General features: G+C 63.5%; 9 protein-coding genes, 1 tRNA gene and 2 pseudogenes. 8 read left to right on the plus strand and 4 right to left on the minus strand.

Annotated elements, in window-relative coordinates; translation table 11 throughout:
* A pseudogene (locus CRD59_RS05680) lies at positions 1-474 on the plus strand (RCC1 domain-containing protein); the annotation flags it as partial.
* A 113-nt stretch (positions 475-587) separates the two neighbouring features.
* Here CRD59_RS05680 and CRD59_RS05685 read toward each other — a convergent pair.
* Positions 588-663: transfer RNA gene (locus CRD59_RS05685), tRNA-Arg, on the minus strand.
* Between the two features lie 211 nt (positions 664-874).
* On the opposite strand from CRD59_RS05685, the gene CRD59_RS05690 reads away from it, so the two are divergent.
* Both CRD59_RS05690 and CRD59_RS05695 read left to right on the plus strand, forming a co-directional pair.
* The gene (locus CRD59_RS05690) at positions 875-2,455 is read left to right on the plus strand and encodes a MucBP domain-containing protein (protein WP_127920947.1); all 1,581 of its coding nucleotides are present in this window, start codon (positions 875-877) and stop codon (positions 2,453-2,455) included.
* 96 nt (positions 2,456-2,551) lie between these two features.
* Positions 2,552-3,577 carry an endonuclease/exonuclease/phosphatase family protein gene (locus tag CRD59_RS05695; RefSeq protein ID WP_236632759.1) on the plus strand — a complete coding sequence of 342 codons (1,026 nt, stop codon included), beginning with the start codon at positions 2,552-2,554 and terminating at the stop codon, positions 3,575-3,577.
* Positions 3,578-3,721: 144 nt separating this feature from the next.
* Here CRD59_RS05695 and CRD59_RS05700 read toward each other — a convergent pair whose 3' ends face one another.
* A complete protein-coding gene (locus tag CRD59_RS05700; RefSeq protein ID WP_113853725.1) occupies positions 3,722-4,030 on the minus strand; it encodes an exodeoxyribonuclease VII small subunit in 309 nt (102 codons plus the stop codon).
* Positions 4,031-4,114: 84 nt separating this feature from the next.
* Positions 4,115-5,437 (minus strand): exodeoxyribonuclease VII large subunit, encoded by a 1,323-nt coding sequence (gene xseA, locus CRD59_RS05705; protein WP_113853757.1) that lies wholly within the window; start codon positions 5,435-5,437, stop codon positions 4,115-4,117.
* Positions 5,438-5,718: 281 nt separating this feature from the next.
* On the opposite strand from xseA, the gene CRD59_RS05710 reads away from it, so the two are divergent.
* On the plus strand, positions 5,719-11,037 hold the full coding sequence (locus CRD59_RS05710) for an acyl-CoA dehydratase activase-related protein (RefSeq protein WP_113853726.1): 5,319 nt from the start codon (positions 5,719-5,721) through the stop codon (positions 11,035-11,037).
* A 43-nt stretch (positions 11,038-11,080) separates the two neighbouring features.
* On the opposite strand, the gene CRD59_RS05715 is transcribed toward CRD59_RS05710, so the two are convergent.
* Positions 11,081-11,698, minus strand: coding sequence for a TetR/AcrR family transcriptional regulator (locus CRD59_RS05715; RefSeq protein WP_113853727.1), 618 nt, complete (start codon positions 11,696-11,698; stop codon positions 11,081-11,083).
* A 305-nt stretch (positions 11,699-12,003) separates the two neighbouring features.
* Between CRD59_RS05715 and CRD59_RS05720 the strand changes: the two are divergent.
* From CRD59_RS05720 to CRD59_RS05735, 4 genes and pseudogenes are all read left to right on the plus strand, one after another.
* Positions 12,004-13,337, plus strand: a pseudogene (locus CRD59_RS05720) (MFS transporter).
* Positions 13,338-13,443: 106 nt separating this feature from the next.
* A complete protein-coding gene (locus CRD59_RS05725; protein WP_113853728.1) occupies positions 13,444-14,799 on the plus strand; it encodes a glycoside hydrolase family 30 protein in 1,356 nt (451 codons plus the stop codon).
* Positions 14,800-14,894: 95 nt separating this feature from the next.
* The gene (locus CRD59_RS05730; protein ID WP_113853729.1) at positions 14,895-17,030 is read left to right on the plus strand and encodes a beta-galactosidase; all 2,136 of its coding nucleotides are present in this window, start codon (positions 14,895-14,897) and stop codon (positions 17,028-17,030) included.
* 26 nt (positions 17,031-17,056) lie between these two features.
* Positions 17,057-19,387 carry a glycoside hydrolase family 3 N-terminal domain-containing protein gene (locus CRD59_RS05735; protein WP_113853730.1) on the plus strand — a complete coding sequence of 777 codons (2,331 nt, stop codon included), beginning with the start codon at positions 17,057-17,059 and terminating at the stop codon, positions 19,385-19,387.
* Positions 19,388-19,400: the final 13 nt, after the last annotated feature.

Raw genomic sequence — 19,400 nt, forward strand, 5'->3', positions numbered from 1 at the left:
GGGGTGGGTGCCGGCAGGGCGCAGAGTTTTGCGGTGGGTGCCACGGGTGAGGTGTATGCCTGGGGCGCGAACAACGCCGGCCAGTTGGGTGACGGCGGCACCACCAACCGCACCACACCCACCAAAGGTGTGGAACCGGCCATAGAGGTGACCGGCGTCAAGTTCGACGGTCTCAATGGCGCTGGGGTCAGTCGCAGCAGTGGCGGTCAATGGTCGGTCAGAACGCCGGCGCACGCCCAAGGCGATGTCGATGTCACCGTCGACTGGACCTTAGGCCGCCACAGCCAGGAGAGGTATACGATCGGCAACGGGTACAGATACGTCTGGGCCTTCAACCTGCCCAAGGCCGGCAGTACCGCCTTCTACCAACTCATCGGTCTCCTGCTCTGTCTGGCCAGTGTGCTGGGGGCACTTTCCTACGCGGTACGTGAACTCACTCGCCGTTCGCAAGGCAGGCACATGCTGACGGAGTGAGATCGTCGGTGGTTTGACCGACAGGAACGGCATGCGGCCCCGCCCCTATATGACAGGGGGTGGGGCCGCATGCCGCTATTGGCTAAGCCCTGATTGGCTATGGCGTATGACGATGGTGCCCCGGATGCGATTCGAACGCACGACACCTTCTTTAGGAGAGAAGTGCTCTATCCCCTGAGCTACCGGGGCAACGCTATAACACTGTAGCATGCGCCCGCGAAGGCACATCGCCTTGGCTGGGCTATGAGGAACCCTTCGACCGCCTAAATAAAGGATAAAGTCCAACAAAAAATATCGTGTAAACCCAGTAATAGCAATGTTTTCACATGCTCTACAGAGGGTATACACTTGACATATACCTGCAAGACGCTCGGGGGAGCCGGGCAGGAGAGGATTGCACTTGCGCTGGATTATGCCCAGAATCACCAGGGCCATCATTGCCATGTTCATACTGATTTCGGTGTGCCTGGCGGGAACGGTCATCACGTCTCCGGCCAGGGCGGCCGAGACCGGAGAAAACGGGTCTTCCGCGCAGCCGCCCACCAAGGATGGTTCCGACCCTGTCGGCAAGGATGGGCCCGCCTCCGCCACCACGGATGGTTCCGACCCCGCCAGCAAGGCAACGCAGCAACCGAAGCTTGCGCCAAGGGGCGCGGGGATCGATTCATGGATGCCCAACAAGACCCTGCAAGCGGTCATCCTGGCGGACATGCAGAGCGAGGGCATCCTGGGCCTTTCGGCCACGGTCGATGACATCACCAGAACCGATATGGCCCGGCTCACCACCATCTCCAACCATCCCAGCGTCCCCCAGCCCGACGGCAGCAAGAAGACCGAGTACTGGGAGCTGCGATCCGGGCGCCCGGGCACTGACCCCTTCTCCCTGGAGGGTTTGCAGTACGCATCGAACGCCGTCAATGTCCTCTTGGAGGTTCCCCCAGCCTACGCGGACAGCTCCAACTGCATGAACCAGTGCCAGGACAGGACCTACGGCGACATCACCGATCTGACCCCGCTCAAGGACCTGAGCAAGCTGCGCACCTTCCACTTCTTCGGCAACAGGATCAGTGACATCAGCCCCTTGCTTCCAGCCATCAACGACCCAGGTACCAGCTACGTCGATTTCCAGTACAACCAGATCGCGGACTTCTCCGGTATCCGCAACAGCAACCTGTCCGAGGACCGCAACAACCTGCACTACTTCTACAACTGGCCGGTGACCAGGACCGTCTACGTCCGTCCGTCGAATCCGACCGTCACCGTGGATTACGCGGACCTGATCAAAGCGCCGAATGGCAAAACGTTCGAGCAGGCCTTCGTCAAGCCTTTCGACAGCGCGCCTGGTAAGGCCGTGGCGAGAATCATGTCCCGCAGCAACGGACTCATCAATGTGTTCTACAACGGCGCCTTGGATGGGTCGAGGCCGAATGTGGTGGACGGCAGCAAGATCACGTTCTCGGTGAGTGGCATCCCGCAGGAACCCGCCCCTACGCAGAGTCCTTTCGGCGGATATACGGTCGAACCCGCGGCCGGCATGGACAACAAGTTCTACCTGATCAGCTTCGTCAATCCAGGCGGTGTGAACAGCACGAACCATTGGTTCACCGTGCTGACCCCATATGTCACCTCGCCACCCACTTCCGCGCCAGTGACCGTCCATTACAAGGACGCCGAAACCGGGGTTGCCATCGCCCCAGACGAGCAGGTGAGCGCCAAAGTGGACGACGACATCAAGGTCGATCGCAAGATCATCGACGGCTATACCTACAAGGAGACCAGGCTGCCTGGCAATGGCAAGTTCACCGAAGACGCCCAGGAAGCGACGGTCTACTATACGAGGAACTTCCCCCTGCCCCGGTCAGGGGCGTTGCCAGTTGCGCGGCTGACAGGCGTGGCCCTGATCGCCTTGAGCGTCGCGGCCGGCGGCACCGTCCTGCTGCGGTCCTGCCGGCATCGTTGCGGAAGGCATGACCGCCGCTAGAACCGCCGTACGCCGACCGAGATGGTCCGGTCCTGGCCTGGCTGCACAATCGTTCAACACGGTTGATGAGCATAAGCGGTGCGGAGAGGCGGGGGCATGACGGTGAATGGACGGGTGCCATGGGTTCGGTTCATAGGCACGGTCCTTGCCCGCTTGCTGACAGCGATCGCCTTGGTGGGCACCGGGGCCAGGCTGCTGCCCGGGCGGTTCGCCGATTGGCCCTTCCTTCCAGAAACCGTCTCGCTCACCCCCTGGTTCGCCCTCGCGGCCGCGTTCGCCCTGGTGCTGGGGCTGGCCTCCCGGCGTTGGTTGAGCGCCCTGCTGGCACTGGCCTGCCTGTGCGCGGGCGTCGCCTGGCAGTACCCCTTCTTCGCGGCCGACCATGACCTTCCCAAGGAGGCTTTGGCCGCAGGCAGCGCTGAGCTGCCTGTGACCGATGACGACGCCGCGCGGGTCATGACTGCCAACGTCTACAAGGGGCGGGCCGATCCCCAGGCCATCGTGCAGGCGGTACGGGAGAACCGGGTGGAGGTGCTGGCCCTGCAGGAAACCACCGAGGGGTTCGTCGCCGGATTGGAGCGGGCGGGTATCGGGAAGCTGCTGCCCTACGCCAAGGTCGCTTCGGCGGACGGAGAGTATGGCAACGGTCTGTGGTCGGCCACCCCTATGGGCTCTCCGGCCCGGGATGATGTGGATTCCGCCGCCTCTCAGATGCCGGCCGGCACCGTGGACTTCGGGAGCGGTCGCCGGGTGCGGTTTGTCTCCGTACACACCACTTCGCCGGGAGTCGGCAAATGGGACCGGTGGAAGCGCAGCCTGGAGGATGTGGGTGCCATGAAGGGTCATGTACACACCAGCTACGTGTTTCTGGGTGATTTCAATGCTTCGTATGACCACGCCCCCTTCCGTGATCTACTGGGTTCACGCTTCCGGGACGCCGCGCGCTACTCGGGGCACGGTTTCACGATGAGCTGGCCGAACGACCGCCCGGGCGTGCCTCCGTTCGCGGCGATCGACCATATCGTGTTCGACAGGGGCATACAGGCCGGCCAGCTCAGGACCATATCCATTCCCGGGTCCGACCACCGCGCTTTGGTTGGTACCATCTGGGTCGGTGTGTAATCGCCAGCTGGATTCAGCAGGGGGCAAGCCTTGCGTGTCCATCAGTGGCGGACGTCAGGTAGACCTAGGGGCTTGCGTCGGAAGTGATCGCAAGCCCCTAGACCGGTAGCCGGAATCAATCGGGATTCCGGCCAGCGACATCGCCTATTCCAGGTTGGATTGGGTGCCTGCCGTGGCCCCCGCCGAGGCCTGCTCGGCCTGGGCCGCGTCCAGCTTGGCTCGCACCTGTCCCAGGAGTTCCTGGGCGCGTTTGGCCAGTGCTTCGCCAATCTCCCACTGGCGCATGGAGGCGTCCAAGTCCAGGCCGCCGGCCTCAAGCGCCTGCACGGCTTCGATGAGTTGGTCGCGGGCGCGCTCGTAGGGGAGTTTGGCGATTGCCTCACGCTCCTTTTCGCTCAATGTGGAGGCCAGTGCCTCTTGGTTCCTGTCGGTGTGTTGTTGCTGGTCTGCCATTGTCGGCTCCTTCGTTTCGGTCATTCGTGTTCTCGTTGCCGCTCGGTCGTCGCTCTTGTGGCCGATGCGGCGGGATGGCCCCGCTCAGCGTCCGTCGTCCAGGCTGGCCGTCTTACTGGCGGCCAGGGCGCCACGCTTGAGGGTGATCCTGAGCTCCGCCCCGTCCGCTATGGCGTTCGCGTCGTCCGCCACGGCCCCGTCGGTGGTCTGGACCACCGCGTAGCCACGGTCCAGGGTGGATTGGGGGGAGAGGGCGGTCAGGGATGATTGAAGCTTCTCCACCGTAAGGGAGGCATCATCCACGATCCTGCGTAGGGCTATGTCCAGACGTACCTGGGCGTCGTCCACGAACCGCTGGGGTTTGTCCAGCATCGTCAATGGCTGCGTCAGACTGGGGCGGTTGGCGTAGCCCTCGATCATGCGGGTCTCGTTGTCCACCAAAGCGCGGATGCGCGACTCGATCCTTGTACGCGCTTCGCTGATGATGCCTTCCTGCTCGACGACGTCGGGCACCACGCGCTTGGCGGCGTCGGTGGGGGTGGACGCGCGCAGGTCGGCGGCGAGGTCGATCAGCGTCCAATCGTCCTCATGGCCGATCGAGGAGACGATGGGCGTCTCGCAGGCGGCCGTTGCGCGTACCACAGCCTCGTCCGAGAAGCCGAGCAGATCCTCGAAGGACCCCCCTCCGCGCGCCACGATGATCACGTCCACCGACGGGTCAGAATCCAGCTTCCTGATGGCGGCGACCACCTCGGGAGGGCATTGCGGACCCTGTACATGGGCATGTATCACGGAGAACTCGATGGTCGGCCAGCGCAGGCGTGCGTTGGTGATGACATCGCCCTCGGCCCTTGCCTGGGGTGCGCAGATCAGACCGATGCGTTTGGGAAACTCGGGCAGGGGTATCTTGTTCGCGGCATCGAAGAGGCCCTCGCCCTTGAGGCGGCGCCGCAGCTGCTCAATCTGCTCCTTGAGGTCGCCGGTGCCTACGCGGCGGATGTCGTCTGCCATGAAACTCAGCCGGGTCTGTTTGACCCACAGGTCCGGCCTGCCATGCACCACCACCCGGTCGCCCTGGTGGAAGTCCCGCGCCTTGGCGGCGAACGCCCGGAAGCCCATCACGGATACGGAGATATCTTCGAAGTTGTCCCGGACCGTCAGGTAGGCCGAGCCGGCCCTGCGGGTGTTGATCTCGACGATCTGGCCCTCGACCCAGGCACCTGGCCACCGGGCCACGGCGTCGTGGTACTTCTGGCTCAGCACGGACACGGGCCAGGGGTCTTCGGCTGTGGTGTCCCGTGCCAGCCGAGGCAGTTCGCTCAAGGGTTTGGGCTGGTTGATCGAACCGGCGGGGGAGCCCCCTGCCGAGTAGCTGCCGCCAGGCCCGAAGACCGTCTCAATGGCCATGTCCAAGCGCACCTTGGCCTCCTTACATCCTGTCTATGATCCGGCTTCCACAATCCCGCGAGTCAGGGACAAAGCATAGGCCCGCGCAGGGCGGATCCGGGGTCTGCAAAGCGAACGCGGGTTATGCTACAAGCGTATCTTTCCTGTGCCGGCTGCTGACTTCCGGTCGGGTCAGGCGATAGCATATAAAGCATATGAGCCGTTATGGGCGGGCGCGGAAGCCGGGCGTCGGTTCCTCAGGCGGCAGGATGCGGGGTTCTGGCTTGATGGCGCAGGAGCGAATGGACGAGGGGCAAGCGAGCGGACGGGGCGCGCATCCGCCGCTGCGCGTGGGGCTCGACATTGGTTCGACGACGGTCAAGGCGGTGGTCCTGGCGGGGTCCTCCCGTCTGGAGGACTCCCTCTTCACCGATTACCGCCGGCACCATGCGAACGTACGCCAGTGCGTGGCGGAGCTGGTCACCGACATCAAGCTGTCCCTGGCCCGCGGGGGGATGGAGGGGCGCCCCATACGTATGGCCATCACAGGATCGGGCGGCCTGGAGCTGGCCCGGCAGCTGGGCGCCGAGTTCGTCCAGGAGGTCATCGCAGAGACCGAGGCCATCTCCGCGACCTATCCCCAGGCCGACGTGATCATCGAGCTGGGTGGCGAGGACGCCAAGATCACCTATCTCAAGCCCACGCCTGAGCAGCGTATGAACGGGTCGTGCGCGGGCGGCACCGGCGCCTTCATCGACCAGATGGCCACCCTGCTCAACGTGGACGCGGCCGGCATGAACGAGTTGGCCTCCCACTATCGGACCATCTACCCGATCGCCTCCCGCTGCGGGGTCTTTGCCAAGTCCGACCTGCAGCCCCTGATCAACGACGGCGCGGCCAAGGAGGACCTGGCCGCCTCCATCTACAATGCCGTCGCCACGCAGACCATATCAGGACTGGCCTGTGGACGGCCCATCCGTGGCAATGTCGTCTTCCTGGGCGGCCCCCTCTTCTTCATGCCCCAGCTGCGCGAGGCCTTCAAGCGCCTGCTGGAGGGCAAGGTCGCCTCCTACATCAACCCCGAGGCCGCCCACCTGTATGTGGCTTACGGGGCGGCCCTTGCGGCAGGTGGGGATGGGAGCGGAGTGGCGGACCCCGCCGGCGCGTCCACCGCCTATTCGCCGCAGACCGATGTCAACGACCCCTTCGGCCCGGCCTGGGGGCGTGACCCGGGAGAGGCTAGAAGGGTCCGGACGGTGGATGCCGTCAGCTTGGAACGGTCGGCCGTGCAGGATGCCACGGTCGGCGGTCGCAACACATGCCGCCTGCAATCAGGCGGTCGGACCGGGTCCGACAGCGGCACCCCGTCATACGACTCCGGGTCCGGCGGCGGTCAGGTCGCGGCCCCGGGTCCCGGATCGGTAGGAGCCCAGGAGGGGCACTTCGACCTGTCCAGCCTGGACGGGGTCCTTTCCGCTTTGGAGTCGCTCGAATCCATGCCCTCCACGGCCCGTACGGTCGACCCCCTGTTCAAGACGTCGGCCGCGCGTCGGGACTTCGAGCGGCGCCACGCCCGCGAGACCGTCGCCACCGGAAACCTGGAAGGCGCGCGCGGCCCGCATTTCCTGGGCATTGATGCGGGGTCCACCACCATCAAGGCCACCCTGATCAACGACGACAAGACCATCGTCTGGTCCACCTACAGCACCCACCAGGACAGCCCCCTGGTCGCGGCCGCCCGGATCGTCAGGGACGTGCGGGCGGCCATGCCTGAGGAGGCGTGGATCGCCCGTTCCTGCTCCACCGGCTATGGGGAGGGTCTGATCGCCGCCGGCCTGCATGTCGACGAGGGCGTGGTCGAGACCATGGCCCACTACCGGGCGGCCGAGGAGATCAGCCCCGGTGTCAGCTCGGTCATCGACATAGGCGGCCAGGACATGAAGTACATCGCAGTGAATGACGGGGTGATCGACTCCATCTGCGTCAACGAGGCCTGTTCGGCCGGATGCGGCTCCTTCCTTCAGACCTTCGCCCGTTCCATGGGCGTCTCCATCCAGGAGTTCACCCAACAGGCTCTGGCTTCCAAGGCCCCAGTGGACCTTGGCTCGCGCTGCACCGTGTTCATGAACTCGTCGGTCAAGCAGGCCCAGAAGGAAGGCGCCTCGCCTGAAGACATAGCCGCCGGCCTGTGCTACTCGGTGGTGCGCAACGCCCTGTATAAGGTCATCAAGCTGCGTGATGCCAACGCTTTGGGGCCCGTGGTGGTGGTCCAGGGCGGCACCTTCCTGAACGACGCGGTCCTGCGGGCCTTCGAGCTGCTGACGGGCCGGCGGGTGGCCCGGCCCAACATAGCAGGGCTCATGGGCGCATACGGGGCCGCGCTCACGGCCCGCATGCACTGCCCGGACGACGGGGGAGAGGGGGTCGACGAACGCCTGGGCCGGGCCGAGAGCGGCCTGCTGGCCGGCGAGGCCCTGGACCATCTGGGCATGACCACCAGCCATGACATCTGCCGCCTGTGCCAGAACAACTGCAAGCTGACGATCACCGAGTTCGAGGACGGGGGACGCTACGTGACCGGCAACCGCTGCGAACGCGGCGGCGACAAGAACCGCAAGCGGTCCGACCGGCCCAACCTGTACGATTTCAAGTACAAGCGCGCCTTCGCCTATCGCCGTCTGACCCCCGATAAGGCCACCCGCGGCGATATAGGCATCCCGCGTGTGCTCAACATGTACGAGGACTATCCATTCTGGTTCACCCTGCTCACCTCCCTGGGCTTCAGGGTCATGGTGTCAGGGCGTTCCAACCACGACCTGTTCGAGTCGGGCATGGAATCGATCGCTTCCGAGAACATCTGCTATCCGGCGAAACTGGTCCACGGGCACATCAGATCCCTGCTGGACAAGGGCGTCAGGACCATCTTCTACCCCTGCGTCTCGTACGAGCAGGAGCTGGTGGGCGGCACCGACAACCACTACAACTGTCCGATCGTGGCCAACTACCCGGTGGTGGTCGAGGCGAACATGGCCGAGCTGGCGGGGCCCGGCGTGCGCTTCATGCGCCCATACTTCAACCTGGCCAACCGCGGCAAGCTGGTAGAGCGCGTGGCCGCGGAGTTCGCTTGGGCCGGCGTGGGCGAGGACGAGGTCCGCCGGGCCGTGCAGGCGGCCTACCGGGAGGACGCCCGATTCAAGGAGGACGTGCGTCAGGAGGGACTGCGCGCACTCGCCTACATGCGCGAGCACGACGTGCGCGGTGTGGTCCTGTCCGGCCGGCCCTACCATGTGGATCCGGAGATCAACCACGGCATCCCCGAGACCATCTGCTCCCTGGGCCTGGCCGTCCTGTCCGAGGATTCGATCTGCAACCTGGACGCCAAGCACCTGCCTAAGCTCTCCGACTACGTGCTCCCCGACGCGGGGGAGCGGGCCCTGGCCTCCAACTCCAGCCGGGCCGAACTCTTCCGCAAGACCGTGCCGGCGGGCACGGCGGACAACTCCAAGATGCCCCTGCGCGTCACCGACCAATGGGCCTACCATTCCCGGCTCTATTCAGCCGCCCGCTTCGTCTCCGAATATCCGGACGTACAGCTGGTGCAGCTGGTCTCCTTCGGCTGCGGCGTGGACGCCATCACCACTGACCAGGTGCAGGAGATCCTGGCCGACAAGGGCGACGTATACACCCAGCTCAAGATCGACGAAGTGTCCAACCTGGGTGCGGCCAAGATTCGCCTGCGCTCCCTCAAGGCAGCCATGGAGGAACGGGCTCGACGGGACGGGGGAGAGCCGGAAGCGGACTCGAAGGCAGCGCCCGAGACGACGGCCGAACCCGTGTCTGAGCCCGGGTCTGAGCTTGAGTCGAAGGCCAGAGGGGAATCCGAGATGGCAATCGCAGAGACAGCCCACGAGTCAGCGTCCGGCGACGGTTTCCGCAACACTGGTGCCCGCAAGGTCAGCCTGACCGGGAATGGTGCCTCCATAGCCGTCCTGGCTCGCTACATCGCCCTGCACGACCGCAGCGACCAGGGCCTGGTCAAGCTCCACCCTTACGGTCTGACCGCCCGCAAGGACCGGCCGGTCGCCCCCCAGCCGGCAGCGCCCACGGACGCCGAAGCCGCCGAACCCGTCACGGTTGCCGCCGCCCCCCAGGCCCGGTCCGCACCGGAGCCCGCCGAGGGGGCCGCTGCCGCCGACAAACCCAGCCTGTCCAAGTACGCCCATGTCAACGCCTTCACCAAGGAGATGGGCCACAAGTACACGATCGTGTGTCCGCAAATGTCGCCGGTCCATTTCTCCTTGCTTGAGGCGGTGTTCGCCAGCGGCAAGTACCAGGTGGAACTGCTCAAGCACGCCTCTGCGGACGACATCAACACCGGTGTCAAATACGTCAACAACGATGCCTGCTTCCCGGCCATCATTGTGGTGGGCCAGCTGGTCAACGCCTTCCTGTCGGGGCGGATGGACCCCCACCGCTGTGCCGTAATCGTCACCCAGACCGGCGGCATGTGCCGGGCCACCAACTATTTCGGGCTCCTGCGCAAGGCCATGGCGGACGCGGGCTACGGCTCCGTGCCCATCATCACCCTGAGCGTCCAGGGGTTCCGCGCCAACCCCGGCCTCCAGGTCACACCCGCCCTCCTTCACCGGGCCGTCAAGGCCTTCTACCTGGGCGACGCCATGATCGAATGCCTCCTGCGGGTGCGTCCCTACGAGGCGGAGCCAGGCGCCGCCAACGCCCTCTACAAGACCTGGGACACCATCTGCAAGGAGACCCTGGCCCACCACGGCTGGTCTGCCACCGCCCAGCGGGTCTACGGGCGCGGCTTCCTGCCTTACCGGACGCTGATGAAACGGATGGTGGCGGCCTTCGACCAGCTGCCCCTGCGCGACATCCCGCGCAAGCCGCGCGTGGGCGTGGTCGGCGAGATCCTGGTCAAGTACCACCCGGACGCCAACAACCACCTGGTGGACCTGATCGAGGACCAGGGCTGCGAGGCCGTGCTGCCCGGCATCTGCGACTTCATGGTCAACGGCATCTCCAACGCCGAGTGGAACGAGGAGCAGCTGGGCACCGGCGGCCCGGTCGGGCTCAAGAAAATGGTGCTGAAGGCCGCCGACGCCTACCGTTCGCCCATGATCAAGGCCTTCAAGGCCTCGGACGGCAAATTCGACATCCCCAGCCCCATCCGTGACCTGCGGGCCAAGGCCGAGACCGTCACCTCCCTGGGGGTGCAGGCCGGCGAGGGCTGGCTGCTGACCGGCGAGATCCTGGAGCTGATCGAGGAGGGTGCGCCCAACATCGTGTGCGCCCAGCCCTTCGCCTGCCTGCCCAACCACGTGACCGGCCGCGGCATGTTCGGCAAGATCCGCCGCAAGCATCCGCAGGCCAACATCGTCTCCATCGACTACGATCCCGGCGCCTCCGAAGCCAACCAGCTCAACCGCATCAAACTGATGATCGCCGCCGCAAAAAAGCGAGAGAAGGCAGGAGGTCCGGATGCCCCCACGGAAGACGTTTCAGCAGAGGACGATTGTGACAGGGCCATGACCAAGCTTATGGCTGATGCCGGCGCCTCACGCTCAGGTGTCGATTCCACAACGGTCCTGGAAGTGTCGTGAGAGGCTGGATGCCGCACTCAGTAGCCCTATAAGCCGCGTCCCCCTATCGGTAATCGTCCCAGGTAGGGGAGGGGAAGAGAATGCGCTCGAAAGCCGCCCATTCCCGCTCGTAGTCGATGGGTGGCCGGCGCAGCCAGCGCAGCTGGATGCCGTCCATGGCTTCCAGGCTCATCCGCACATGGGGACGCATGTCGCGCCGCCAGTCCCATCCTGTGGGGAGGGCCCATGGGATGTGCGAATAATGCTTCCATACGCGGTCGGCGCGGCCTTCGAAGTAGTCGTGCAGGGGGTGGTCGGGGTCGAAGGCCTCGGACTGGAGGACCATGAAGAGCCGGACCAGCTGGCGTTGGGCGACGTTGTGCTTGACGAGGTAGCGCAGGTAGGCGGGAAAGTGCGGCTCGCGGGGATCGGCGCCGGGCAGGCCGGTGGTTATGAACTCCTCTGGGGTGCCATAGACCACGTAGACATCCGTGACGATAAGGGAGAGCAGCCCTTCCTTGGATCCGACGTAATGCAGGATGCCCGGTTTCGACATGCCTACGGCATCCGCTACGTCCTGCAGTGTTATGCCGTTGTATCCTTTCTCGCTGACTAGACGGGCCGTGGCTTGGGTTATCTCATCGCGACGGGTCTGGGGGGCCTTGCGGATTTTCCTGGGCATGCCTGTCTCGCTCCTCACCTTCCCGCCGCCCGTGACGGCTTGCGATAAAGCCTGTTCGGACGGCGGGTCGTATTGGGGGATTCCGTCGCCGGGCTCGAATCTCGGTTCTCCATCGTAGCCGCAGCCCTACTTCGGCTCGTCGAACAGGCCGCTGCGGACGTGAGACTTCGGTTATTCATTTGACAAAACTGGGCGATACGTATTAGATATAAGTTATCTAATGCTTGGTAGATAACAGAGCGGTTGCCATCTGCCAACCATCGGATACGTCAATGCAGACCATGGAGAAGGAAAGGGGTCGCCGTATGAAGGACTCTGTTTTTGAAACGGGTTCCGCCCAGGAACGCCTGGCGGCGCACCGGGCCGCGATAGCGGCCGCGGAGAAGGATCCGACGCTCTCGCCCGAGACGGGAAGACCGGTGGAGCGCAGGACGATCGTCCGGTTCGGACTGAGTTTCCTGCTCTTCGGCGTCTTCTGGATGTCCGGCCTGGGCATAGTAAGCCTGGTCCTGCTGCCTGAGCATCTGAAGCAGGTCCCCGGTGTCTCCCCTGAATACCTCATCGGGGTGGTCAACGCCTGCACGGCCGTGGCCTCACTGGTGTCAAACCTCATGTTCGGGAACTTCTCCGATCGATCCCGCTCCAGATATGGCCGTAGGACGCCGTGGGTGCTTGGCGGCGCGGTCCTGGGTGGAGTGACGCTCTTCCTGACTGGCATGACGACCAACCCCATCCTGCTTACCGTCGTGTATTGCCTGTGCATGTTCGGGCTGAACTGCATGATAGCGCCCCTGGTTGCGGTCCTGTCCGACAGGGTGCCATCCGGCGTGCGCGGTACCCTCTCCGCCTTCTACGGTGCCGGCTCTACCGTCGGTTCCCCCATCGGCTCCCTGCTGGGCGCCGCCTTCGTTTCGCGTATGATCCCTGGTTTGCGCTCGCGGGCGGCCTCATGTTCCTGGGCGGCATCGTGGCCATTCTGATCATGCCCAGGGAGCGGAGCGCAGATTATCTGCCAAAGGACGGCGGCTCCCTGCTGGATGTGCTCAAGTCCTTCCAACCACCTCGCCTGCATGGCGCCCATGACTTCTACAAGGCCTTCGTTGGCCGTTTATGCATGCTCCTGAGCTACCAGATGATCTCCACTTACCAGATGTACATCGTGGAGAAGTATGTCGGGCAGACCGTGGCCGAGGCTGCTGCCACGATCGCCGTCATGTCGGTGATCACCATGGTCGTAACCCTGGTCGGTTCGCTGGTGTCCGGCCCGGTATCCGATGTTATCGGCCGCCGTAAGGTCCCGGTCGTCGTGGCTTCCGTCCTATTCGCAGTCGGCATCGCCATGCCGTGGATCATCCCGACCTCCATGGGTATGTTCCTCTATGCCGGCATCGCAGGCTTCGGCTACGGTGTCTATTCCTCCGTTGACCAGGCCCTGAACGTGGACGTGCTGCCCAGCAAGGACCAGGCCGGAAAGGACCTGGGCATCCTCAATTTGTCCACCACGCTGGGTCAGATGGCGGGCCCCTTGGTCATGTCCGCCATCGTCCTGCGTTTCGGCTATGCGGCGGCCTTCCCGACCGCCATTGCTTCAGCACTGGTGGGCTGCGTCTTCATCATGGCCATCAAGACCGTCAAGTGAGCGGCCGGCCCCCTGATCTTCAAGGAACAATACCGGTGGTACCGGTGTCCGGCCGACGGCTCCTGGCTTAGGACGGACACCGGTCATCTACACAAGGAAGTGGAATATGACTGAAACAATCGAATGGGTATCGACCACCCGACAGAACCGACTCGCCAGCCGGGCCATTAAACCGTCTGCCATGGTGTCCTCAGAGGACATGGAGCTCACCGGTCGCAGTCTCCAGAGGCTGCGTGGCTTCGGCGGCTGTTTCAACGAACTGGGATGGCTGCCCTTGCAGGAGCTGGAGGACAAGGACCTCGAAGGCGTGATACGGGATCTCTTCAGCCCGGACGGGCTGAATTTCACCTTCAACCGTACGCCAGTGGCCGCAAACGACTTCGCGGCCTCCTGGTACAGCTATGACGAAACCGAAGGCGATTACGGGCTCAAGGACTTCAGTGTGGAACATGACGAATCCACGCTCATCCCGTATATCCGACAGGCGCAGCGCTACCAGCCGGGTATGACGCTGTTCGCCAGCCCCTGGAGCCCTCCCACTTGGATGAAGAACCCCAAAGTCTACAACTTCGGCCGTATTGTCACCAGCCCCGAGAATCTGTCCGCCTATGCGCATTACCTGCTTAGATACGTGCAGGAATACGAACGGCGTGGCATCCGCATCAACCAGCTGCATGTGCAGAACGAGGTCTTTGCCGACCAGAAGTTCCCCTCCTGCCTGTGGTCGAGTGATGATCTGCGTCTGTTCATCCGTGACTACCTGGGCCCCCTGTTCACCAGGGAAGCGCCGGGCACTGACATTTTCCTTGGCACCTTGAACGGTCCCGAAGACATGAAATTCAGCGCTGCCGGCATAGAGCTCAACAACTACAACCGTTTCGTGGACAACATCCTCTTCGATAGCCAATGCCGCCGGTACATCAAAGGCATAGGCTACCAATGGGCCGGCCAGCACGACATAGAGCGCACCCACCAGTGCTGGCCCGAGATGGAGCTGATACAGACGGAGTCCGAGTGCGGTATGGGCGAGAACAGTTGGGATTACGCGGAATATGTCTTCTCGCTGGTCAACCGCTACTTCAAAGCCGGCGCCACAGCCTACACCTATTGGAACATGGTCCTGGGCGAGGGTGTGAGCACCTGGGGCTGGCGGCAGAACTCCCTGTTCACCGTGGACTCCGGGACGCGCCAGGTGCGGCGCAATCCCGAATACTACGTCATGCGCCACTTCTCGCACTATGTGCAGCCGGGTGCCCGGCTGCTGGAGGATCGGGGGCACTTCGGCGCGATGTCAGTGGCCTTCGCGAACCCCGACGGCAGCAAGGTGGTCGTGGTGCAGAACGCCTTGGAGCGGTCCATGCCCTTCTCCTGCGCGGGGATCGACGGTCAAGGCGAAGGCAGGGGGACGGGCTTCAAAGCCGAGTTGGAACCGCGATCCTTCAATACGTTCGTGATCCGATGAGATGATCCGGCCGCGTGCCGGGTCGTAGTGGACTGGTGCAAGACTGGGAGGATTGGTCGATGGAGTCAGGTGAAACGATGAGAGGAAATGGGAGTATGGGGCGCTCGCAAGATGGGGGTCGGCAGGCGAGGCCGGCGGCCAAGGTCGACCGGATCCTGTTCGGAGCGGCGTATTACGACGAGTACATGCCGGTGGATCGGATCGAGGCCGATATGGCGATGATGGAGGCGGCCGGGATCAATACTATCCGCATCGCCGAATCCACATGGTCCACACTCGAACCCCAGCCCGGCGTCTTTGACTACAGCCATGTGGACCGGGCCTTGGCCGCCGCGCACAAGCATGGCATTTCGGTCATCGTCGGCACCCCCACATATGCGGTGCCGGCCTGGCTGGCCGCGATGCACCCGGAAGTGTTGGCCCGCACGCCCGAGGGCCAGCGGGCGTATGGGCCCCGACAGATCATGGACATAGTCAATCCCGCATACCGCTGGTACGGGGAGCGGGTCATCCGCAGGCTCGTCACCCATGTGGCCGACCGGCCCGGTGTCATCGGCTACCAGGTAGACAACGAGACCAAGTACTATGACTGCGTATCGACGGATATGCAGTCCCTCTTCGTCAAGCATCTGCGAAAGGTCTTCCGTGACGACCTGGATGCCCTCAACCGAGAGTTCGGGCTGGACTACTGGTCCAACCGTATCGATTCATGGCAGGATTTCCCGGATGTGTCTGCTTCGATCAATGGCTCCCTGTCCGCGGAGTTCGACAAGTTCCGCCGTATGAAGGTGAGTGAGTACCTGGAGTGGCAAGCGGACATCGTGCGTGAATGCGCCCGTCCCGGCCAGTTCGTGACCCATAACCTCGATTTCGAGTGGCGCGGATACTCCTATGGGGTCCAACCGGCCGTGGACCATTTCGAGGCTGCCAAATCCCTGGACATCGCGGGGGTCGACATCTACCACCCCACTGAGGACGACCTGACTGGCAAAGAAATCGCGTTCGGTGGCGACATGGCCCGCTCGCTCAAAGGCGGGGCCAATTACCTGGTGCTCGAAACCGAAGCGCAGGGTCAGAACGGCTGGTTGCCCTACCCGGGCCAGCTTCGTTTACAGGCATACTCCCATCTGGCCTCCGGGGCTGATGGCGTGATGTACTGGCACTGGCATTCCATACACAACTCCTTTGAGACTTATTGGAAGGGCCTACTCTCGCATGATTTCGAGCCCAACCCGACCTATGAGGAGGCTGGTGTCTTCGGGCGCGAGATCGCCGATCATGGATTGGGCGGACGACTGAGGCATCTGCGCAAGCGCAACCGGGTCGCCATAATGGTCTCCAACGAGTCGTTGACCGGGCTTGAATGGTTCTCCCTGGATACAGGATTCCCTGGCAGCGACGGGCCTAAATACAATGATGTGGTACGTCGGGTCTATGATGCCTTATTCGACCTCAACGTCGAATGTGATTTCGTTCCGACCAGCGCCGCTCCCGAGGAGCTGTCCCGGTATGCGATGCTGCTGACCCCCTCCCTGTACAGTGCCCCGGAATCCACACTCGAGGTCTTGCGGGGGTTCGTGCATCAGGGGGGCTACCTCCTGTCCACAGTCCGTTCCTTCGTCGCGGACGAGTACTTGAAAGTCTGGCATGATCGGGCACCGCACCAATTGACTGAAGTGTTCGGCATGACCTACAACCAGTTCACCCGGCCCAAGTGCGTTGGTCTGAGCTTAGCGGAAGGCAAAGGGGGCCCGTCGGGAGCCCCAGCGTTTGCGCAAGGCTGTAGCCAGGCTCTGATGGAGCTGTTGAAGCCTGCGGAAGGCACTGAGGTCCTGGCCACATACGACCACCCTGTCTGGTCGGCCTACGCTGCGGTGACCCGTAACCGCTTCGGTCGAGGCGAGGCGGAATGGATCGGTACCCTGCCGGACCCGGAGGGCATGAGACTCTTGCTGGCGGAAGCCGTCAAGCACGCAGGTCTATGGGGCCCAGCGCAGGAACTGGCGGGCCGGGTCGTTATTCGCCGGGGCATCAACGGAAGCGGTGAGCAGGTGACCTACATGCTCAATTACTCTTCCGACACGGTCACCGTTCCAAGCCCCTGCGCGGGCCGGTTGCTGGTAGGAAAGGCCAAGGGGGTCGAAGTGGGCAAGGGCGAGGATCTGGACATAGGCCCCTGGGACTTGGCCGTCCTTGCGGGGCCGCGATCTGAGCAGAGGTCCGCACTGTAAAAAGCAGGGCCCTCGGACGAGAATCCATGTCGGGGGTGATACGGAAAGGCGGTGTGATTGTGGGCGGTGGATTGGAATCGGGTGACGCTCCCTTTCGGGATGCGAGCCTGGGTGTCGACGAGCGTGTGGCTGACCTTCTGGGGCGGATGAGCCTGGAGGAGAAGGTCGGACAGGTGATGCAGCTCGATGCCCGTGGCGGTGTGCGCGAACCCATCCTGGAACGTCATGTGGGTTCCCTTTTGCATGCGTCCGCCGGCAGCTTGCGGCAAGCCCATGAGCTTGTTGGACGAACCCGTCTGCGCATTCCGCTGATCATCGGTGACGATTGCATCCACGGTCACTCCTTCTTCGAAGGGGCCACGATCTATCCGGTCCAACTGGGCATGGCCAGCAGTTTCGACACGGCTTTGGTGGAGCGCATGGCGCGTGCCACGGCCGAGGAGGTCTCCACCACAGGCATCCACTGGACTTTCTCCCCCGTCCTGTGTGTCGCACGTGACACGCGTTGGGGGCGCGTGGATGAGACCTTCGGGGAGGACCCGTATGTGATTGGCGAAATGGCTTCCGCCATGGTTCGCGGCTATCAGGGCGGTTCGGCCCTGGAGGGGAGTCTGCCCAAGGACGCGATTCTGGCCACGGCCAAGCACTTCGCCGGCTATTCGGAGACCCAGGGCGGTCGTGACGCTTCCGAGGCCGACCTGTCCCATCGTAAGCTGCGCTCCTGGTTCCTACCACCGTTCGAACGCATGGCCAAGGAGGGTTGTGCTTCCTTCATGATGGGTTATCAGTCCATTGACGGACTCCCGGTCACGATCAATGGCTGGTTGCTCAACGACGTCCTGCGCGGCGAGTGGGGCTACCGGGGAACATTGGTCACAGACTGGGACAATGTGGGGCGCATGGTCTGGGAACAAAAGGTGCAGCCCGACTATTCGCACGCCGCCGCTGCCGCGGTCAAGGCCGGCAATGATCTAATCATGACAACGCCGGACTTCTACCAGGGCGCCCTGGACGCGATCAGGCAGGGTCTGCTGGAGGAAACTGAATTGGACGGCCCAGTGCGCAGGGTCCTGGCTTTGAAATTCCGTCTGGGTCTGTTCGAGGACCCCCGCCTTCCAGACCTGGAACGGCAGCGCGTTGTCGTGGGTTCCCGGGAACATCAGGAACTCAATCTTCAGGCGGCACGCGAATCGGTGGTCCTGTTGAGGAACGATGGCCTCCTGCCCCTGCCCGCTGATCGTGGCGGCTCCATTGCCTTGAGAGATGGGGGCCGTCGCATCGCGGTCGTTGGACCCCTGGCTGATGATGCGCAGACTCAGCTGGGCGACTGGGCCGGTGGTTCAGGCCAGTGCGACTGGATCGACAGCCAGCCGCGTGAGATGATTACCACCATCCTTGACGGCCTGCGTCAGCAGGTCCCGCAGGACTGGCATGTTGACTATGCCCAGGGCGCCAGTATCCTGCGCTTGGTCGACGATCCAGAGGGGCCCACCTATCCTGACGGCCAGCCCCGCCCCAGAATCGCGGCTCCCGCTTCAGCCGACCCGGACCTGATCGCCGAGGCTGTGCGCACCGCAGAGCAGGCCGATTATGTGGTGGCGGTCGTCGGAGACGTCATCCAGCTGGTGGGTGAAGGGCGGTCCACGGCCACCCTCGAGCTGTATGGCGATCAGAAGGAACTGCTGGACGCACTTGCGCGGACAGGCAAGCCAATGGTCGTGGTACTGATGTCGTCCAAACCGTTGATTCTGCCATCCAGCGCCCTGGGCGCCAAGGCCATACTTTGGCAGCCCAGCCCCGGCATGAAAGGCGGCCGGGCACTGGCGGAGATCATGCTCGGCCAGACTGAGCCCTCGGGCCGTCTGCCCATTACCTTCCCTCGGCACGCAGGCCAGTTGCCCGTCTACTACAACCAGATTCGCGGCCAGCATGGCAACCGCTATGCCGATCTGACCCAGGACCCGCTCTGGGCCTTCGGTGAGGGGTTGGCCTATACGACCTTCTCCTACGGGCAACCGGTGTTAGAAGGGCCGTCACGGTTGAGAGAAGGGGACAGCCTGACACTGAGTGTGCAGGTTTCCAATACCGGTGAACGATTCGGCACCGAGCTGGTCCAGCTTTATATCAGTGATATAGTCACTTCGGTCTCCTGGGCGGACCGCGAACTCAAAGCTTTCCGTAGGGTGGACCTGGCGCCCGGACAGACTAGGTCCGTCCGTTTCGAACTGCCGGTCTCCAAGTGCTCCCTGGTGGATGCGGACGGCAGGCGTGTCGTCGAGCCCGGCGAATTCACGGCCTTTGTGGGTCACTCCTCCCGTCTGGAGGACCTGCATGCGGTGAATTTCACTGTGTGTTGAAGAATACCCTTGA

Source organism: Bifidobacterium xylocopae, from assembly GCF_003315615.1.
GTDB classification, from domain to species: Bacteria; Actinomycetota; Actinomycetes; order Actinomycetales; family Bifidobacteriaceae; genus Bombiscardovia; species Bombiscardovia xylocopae.

Bases quoted from the DNA above. Each gene is read 5' to 3' on its own strand.
- CRD59_RS05695 (WP_236632759.1), top strand. From the start codon at position 2,552: ATGACGGTGAATGGACGGGTGCCATGGGTTCGGTTCATAGGCACGGTC.
- CRD59_RS05700 (WP_113853725.1), bottom strand. From the start codon at position 4,030: ATGGCAGACCAGCAACAACACACCGACAGGAACCAAGAGGCACTGGCC.
- xseA (WP_113853757.1), bottom strand. From the start codon at position 5,437: ATGGCCATTGAGACGGTCTTCGGGCCTGGCGGCAGCTACTCGGCAGGG.
- CRD59_RS05710 (WP_113853726.1), top strand. From the start codon at position 5,719: ATGGACGAGGGGCAAGCGAGCGGACGGGGCGCGCATCCGCCGCTGCGC.
- CRD59_RS05715 (WP_113853727.1), bottom strand. From the start codon at position 11,698: ATGCCCAGGAAAATCCGCAAGGCCCCCCAGACCCGTCGCGATGAGATA.
- CRD59_RS05725 (WP_113853728.1), top strand. From the start codon at position 13,444: ATGACTGAAACAATCGAATGGGTATCGACCACCCGACAGAACCGACTC.
- CRD59_RS05730 (WP_113853729.1), top strand. From the start codon at position 14,895: ATGGGGCGCTCGCAAGATGGGGGTCGGCAGGCGAGGCCGGCGGCCAAG.
- CRD59_RS05735 (WP_113853730.1), top strand. From the start codon at position 17,057: ATGTCGGGGGTGATACGGAAAGGCGGTGTGATTGTGGGCGGTGGATTG.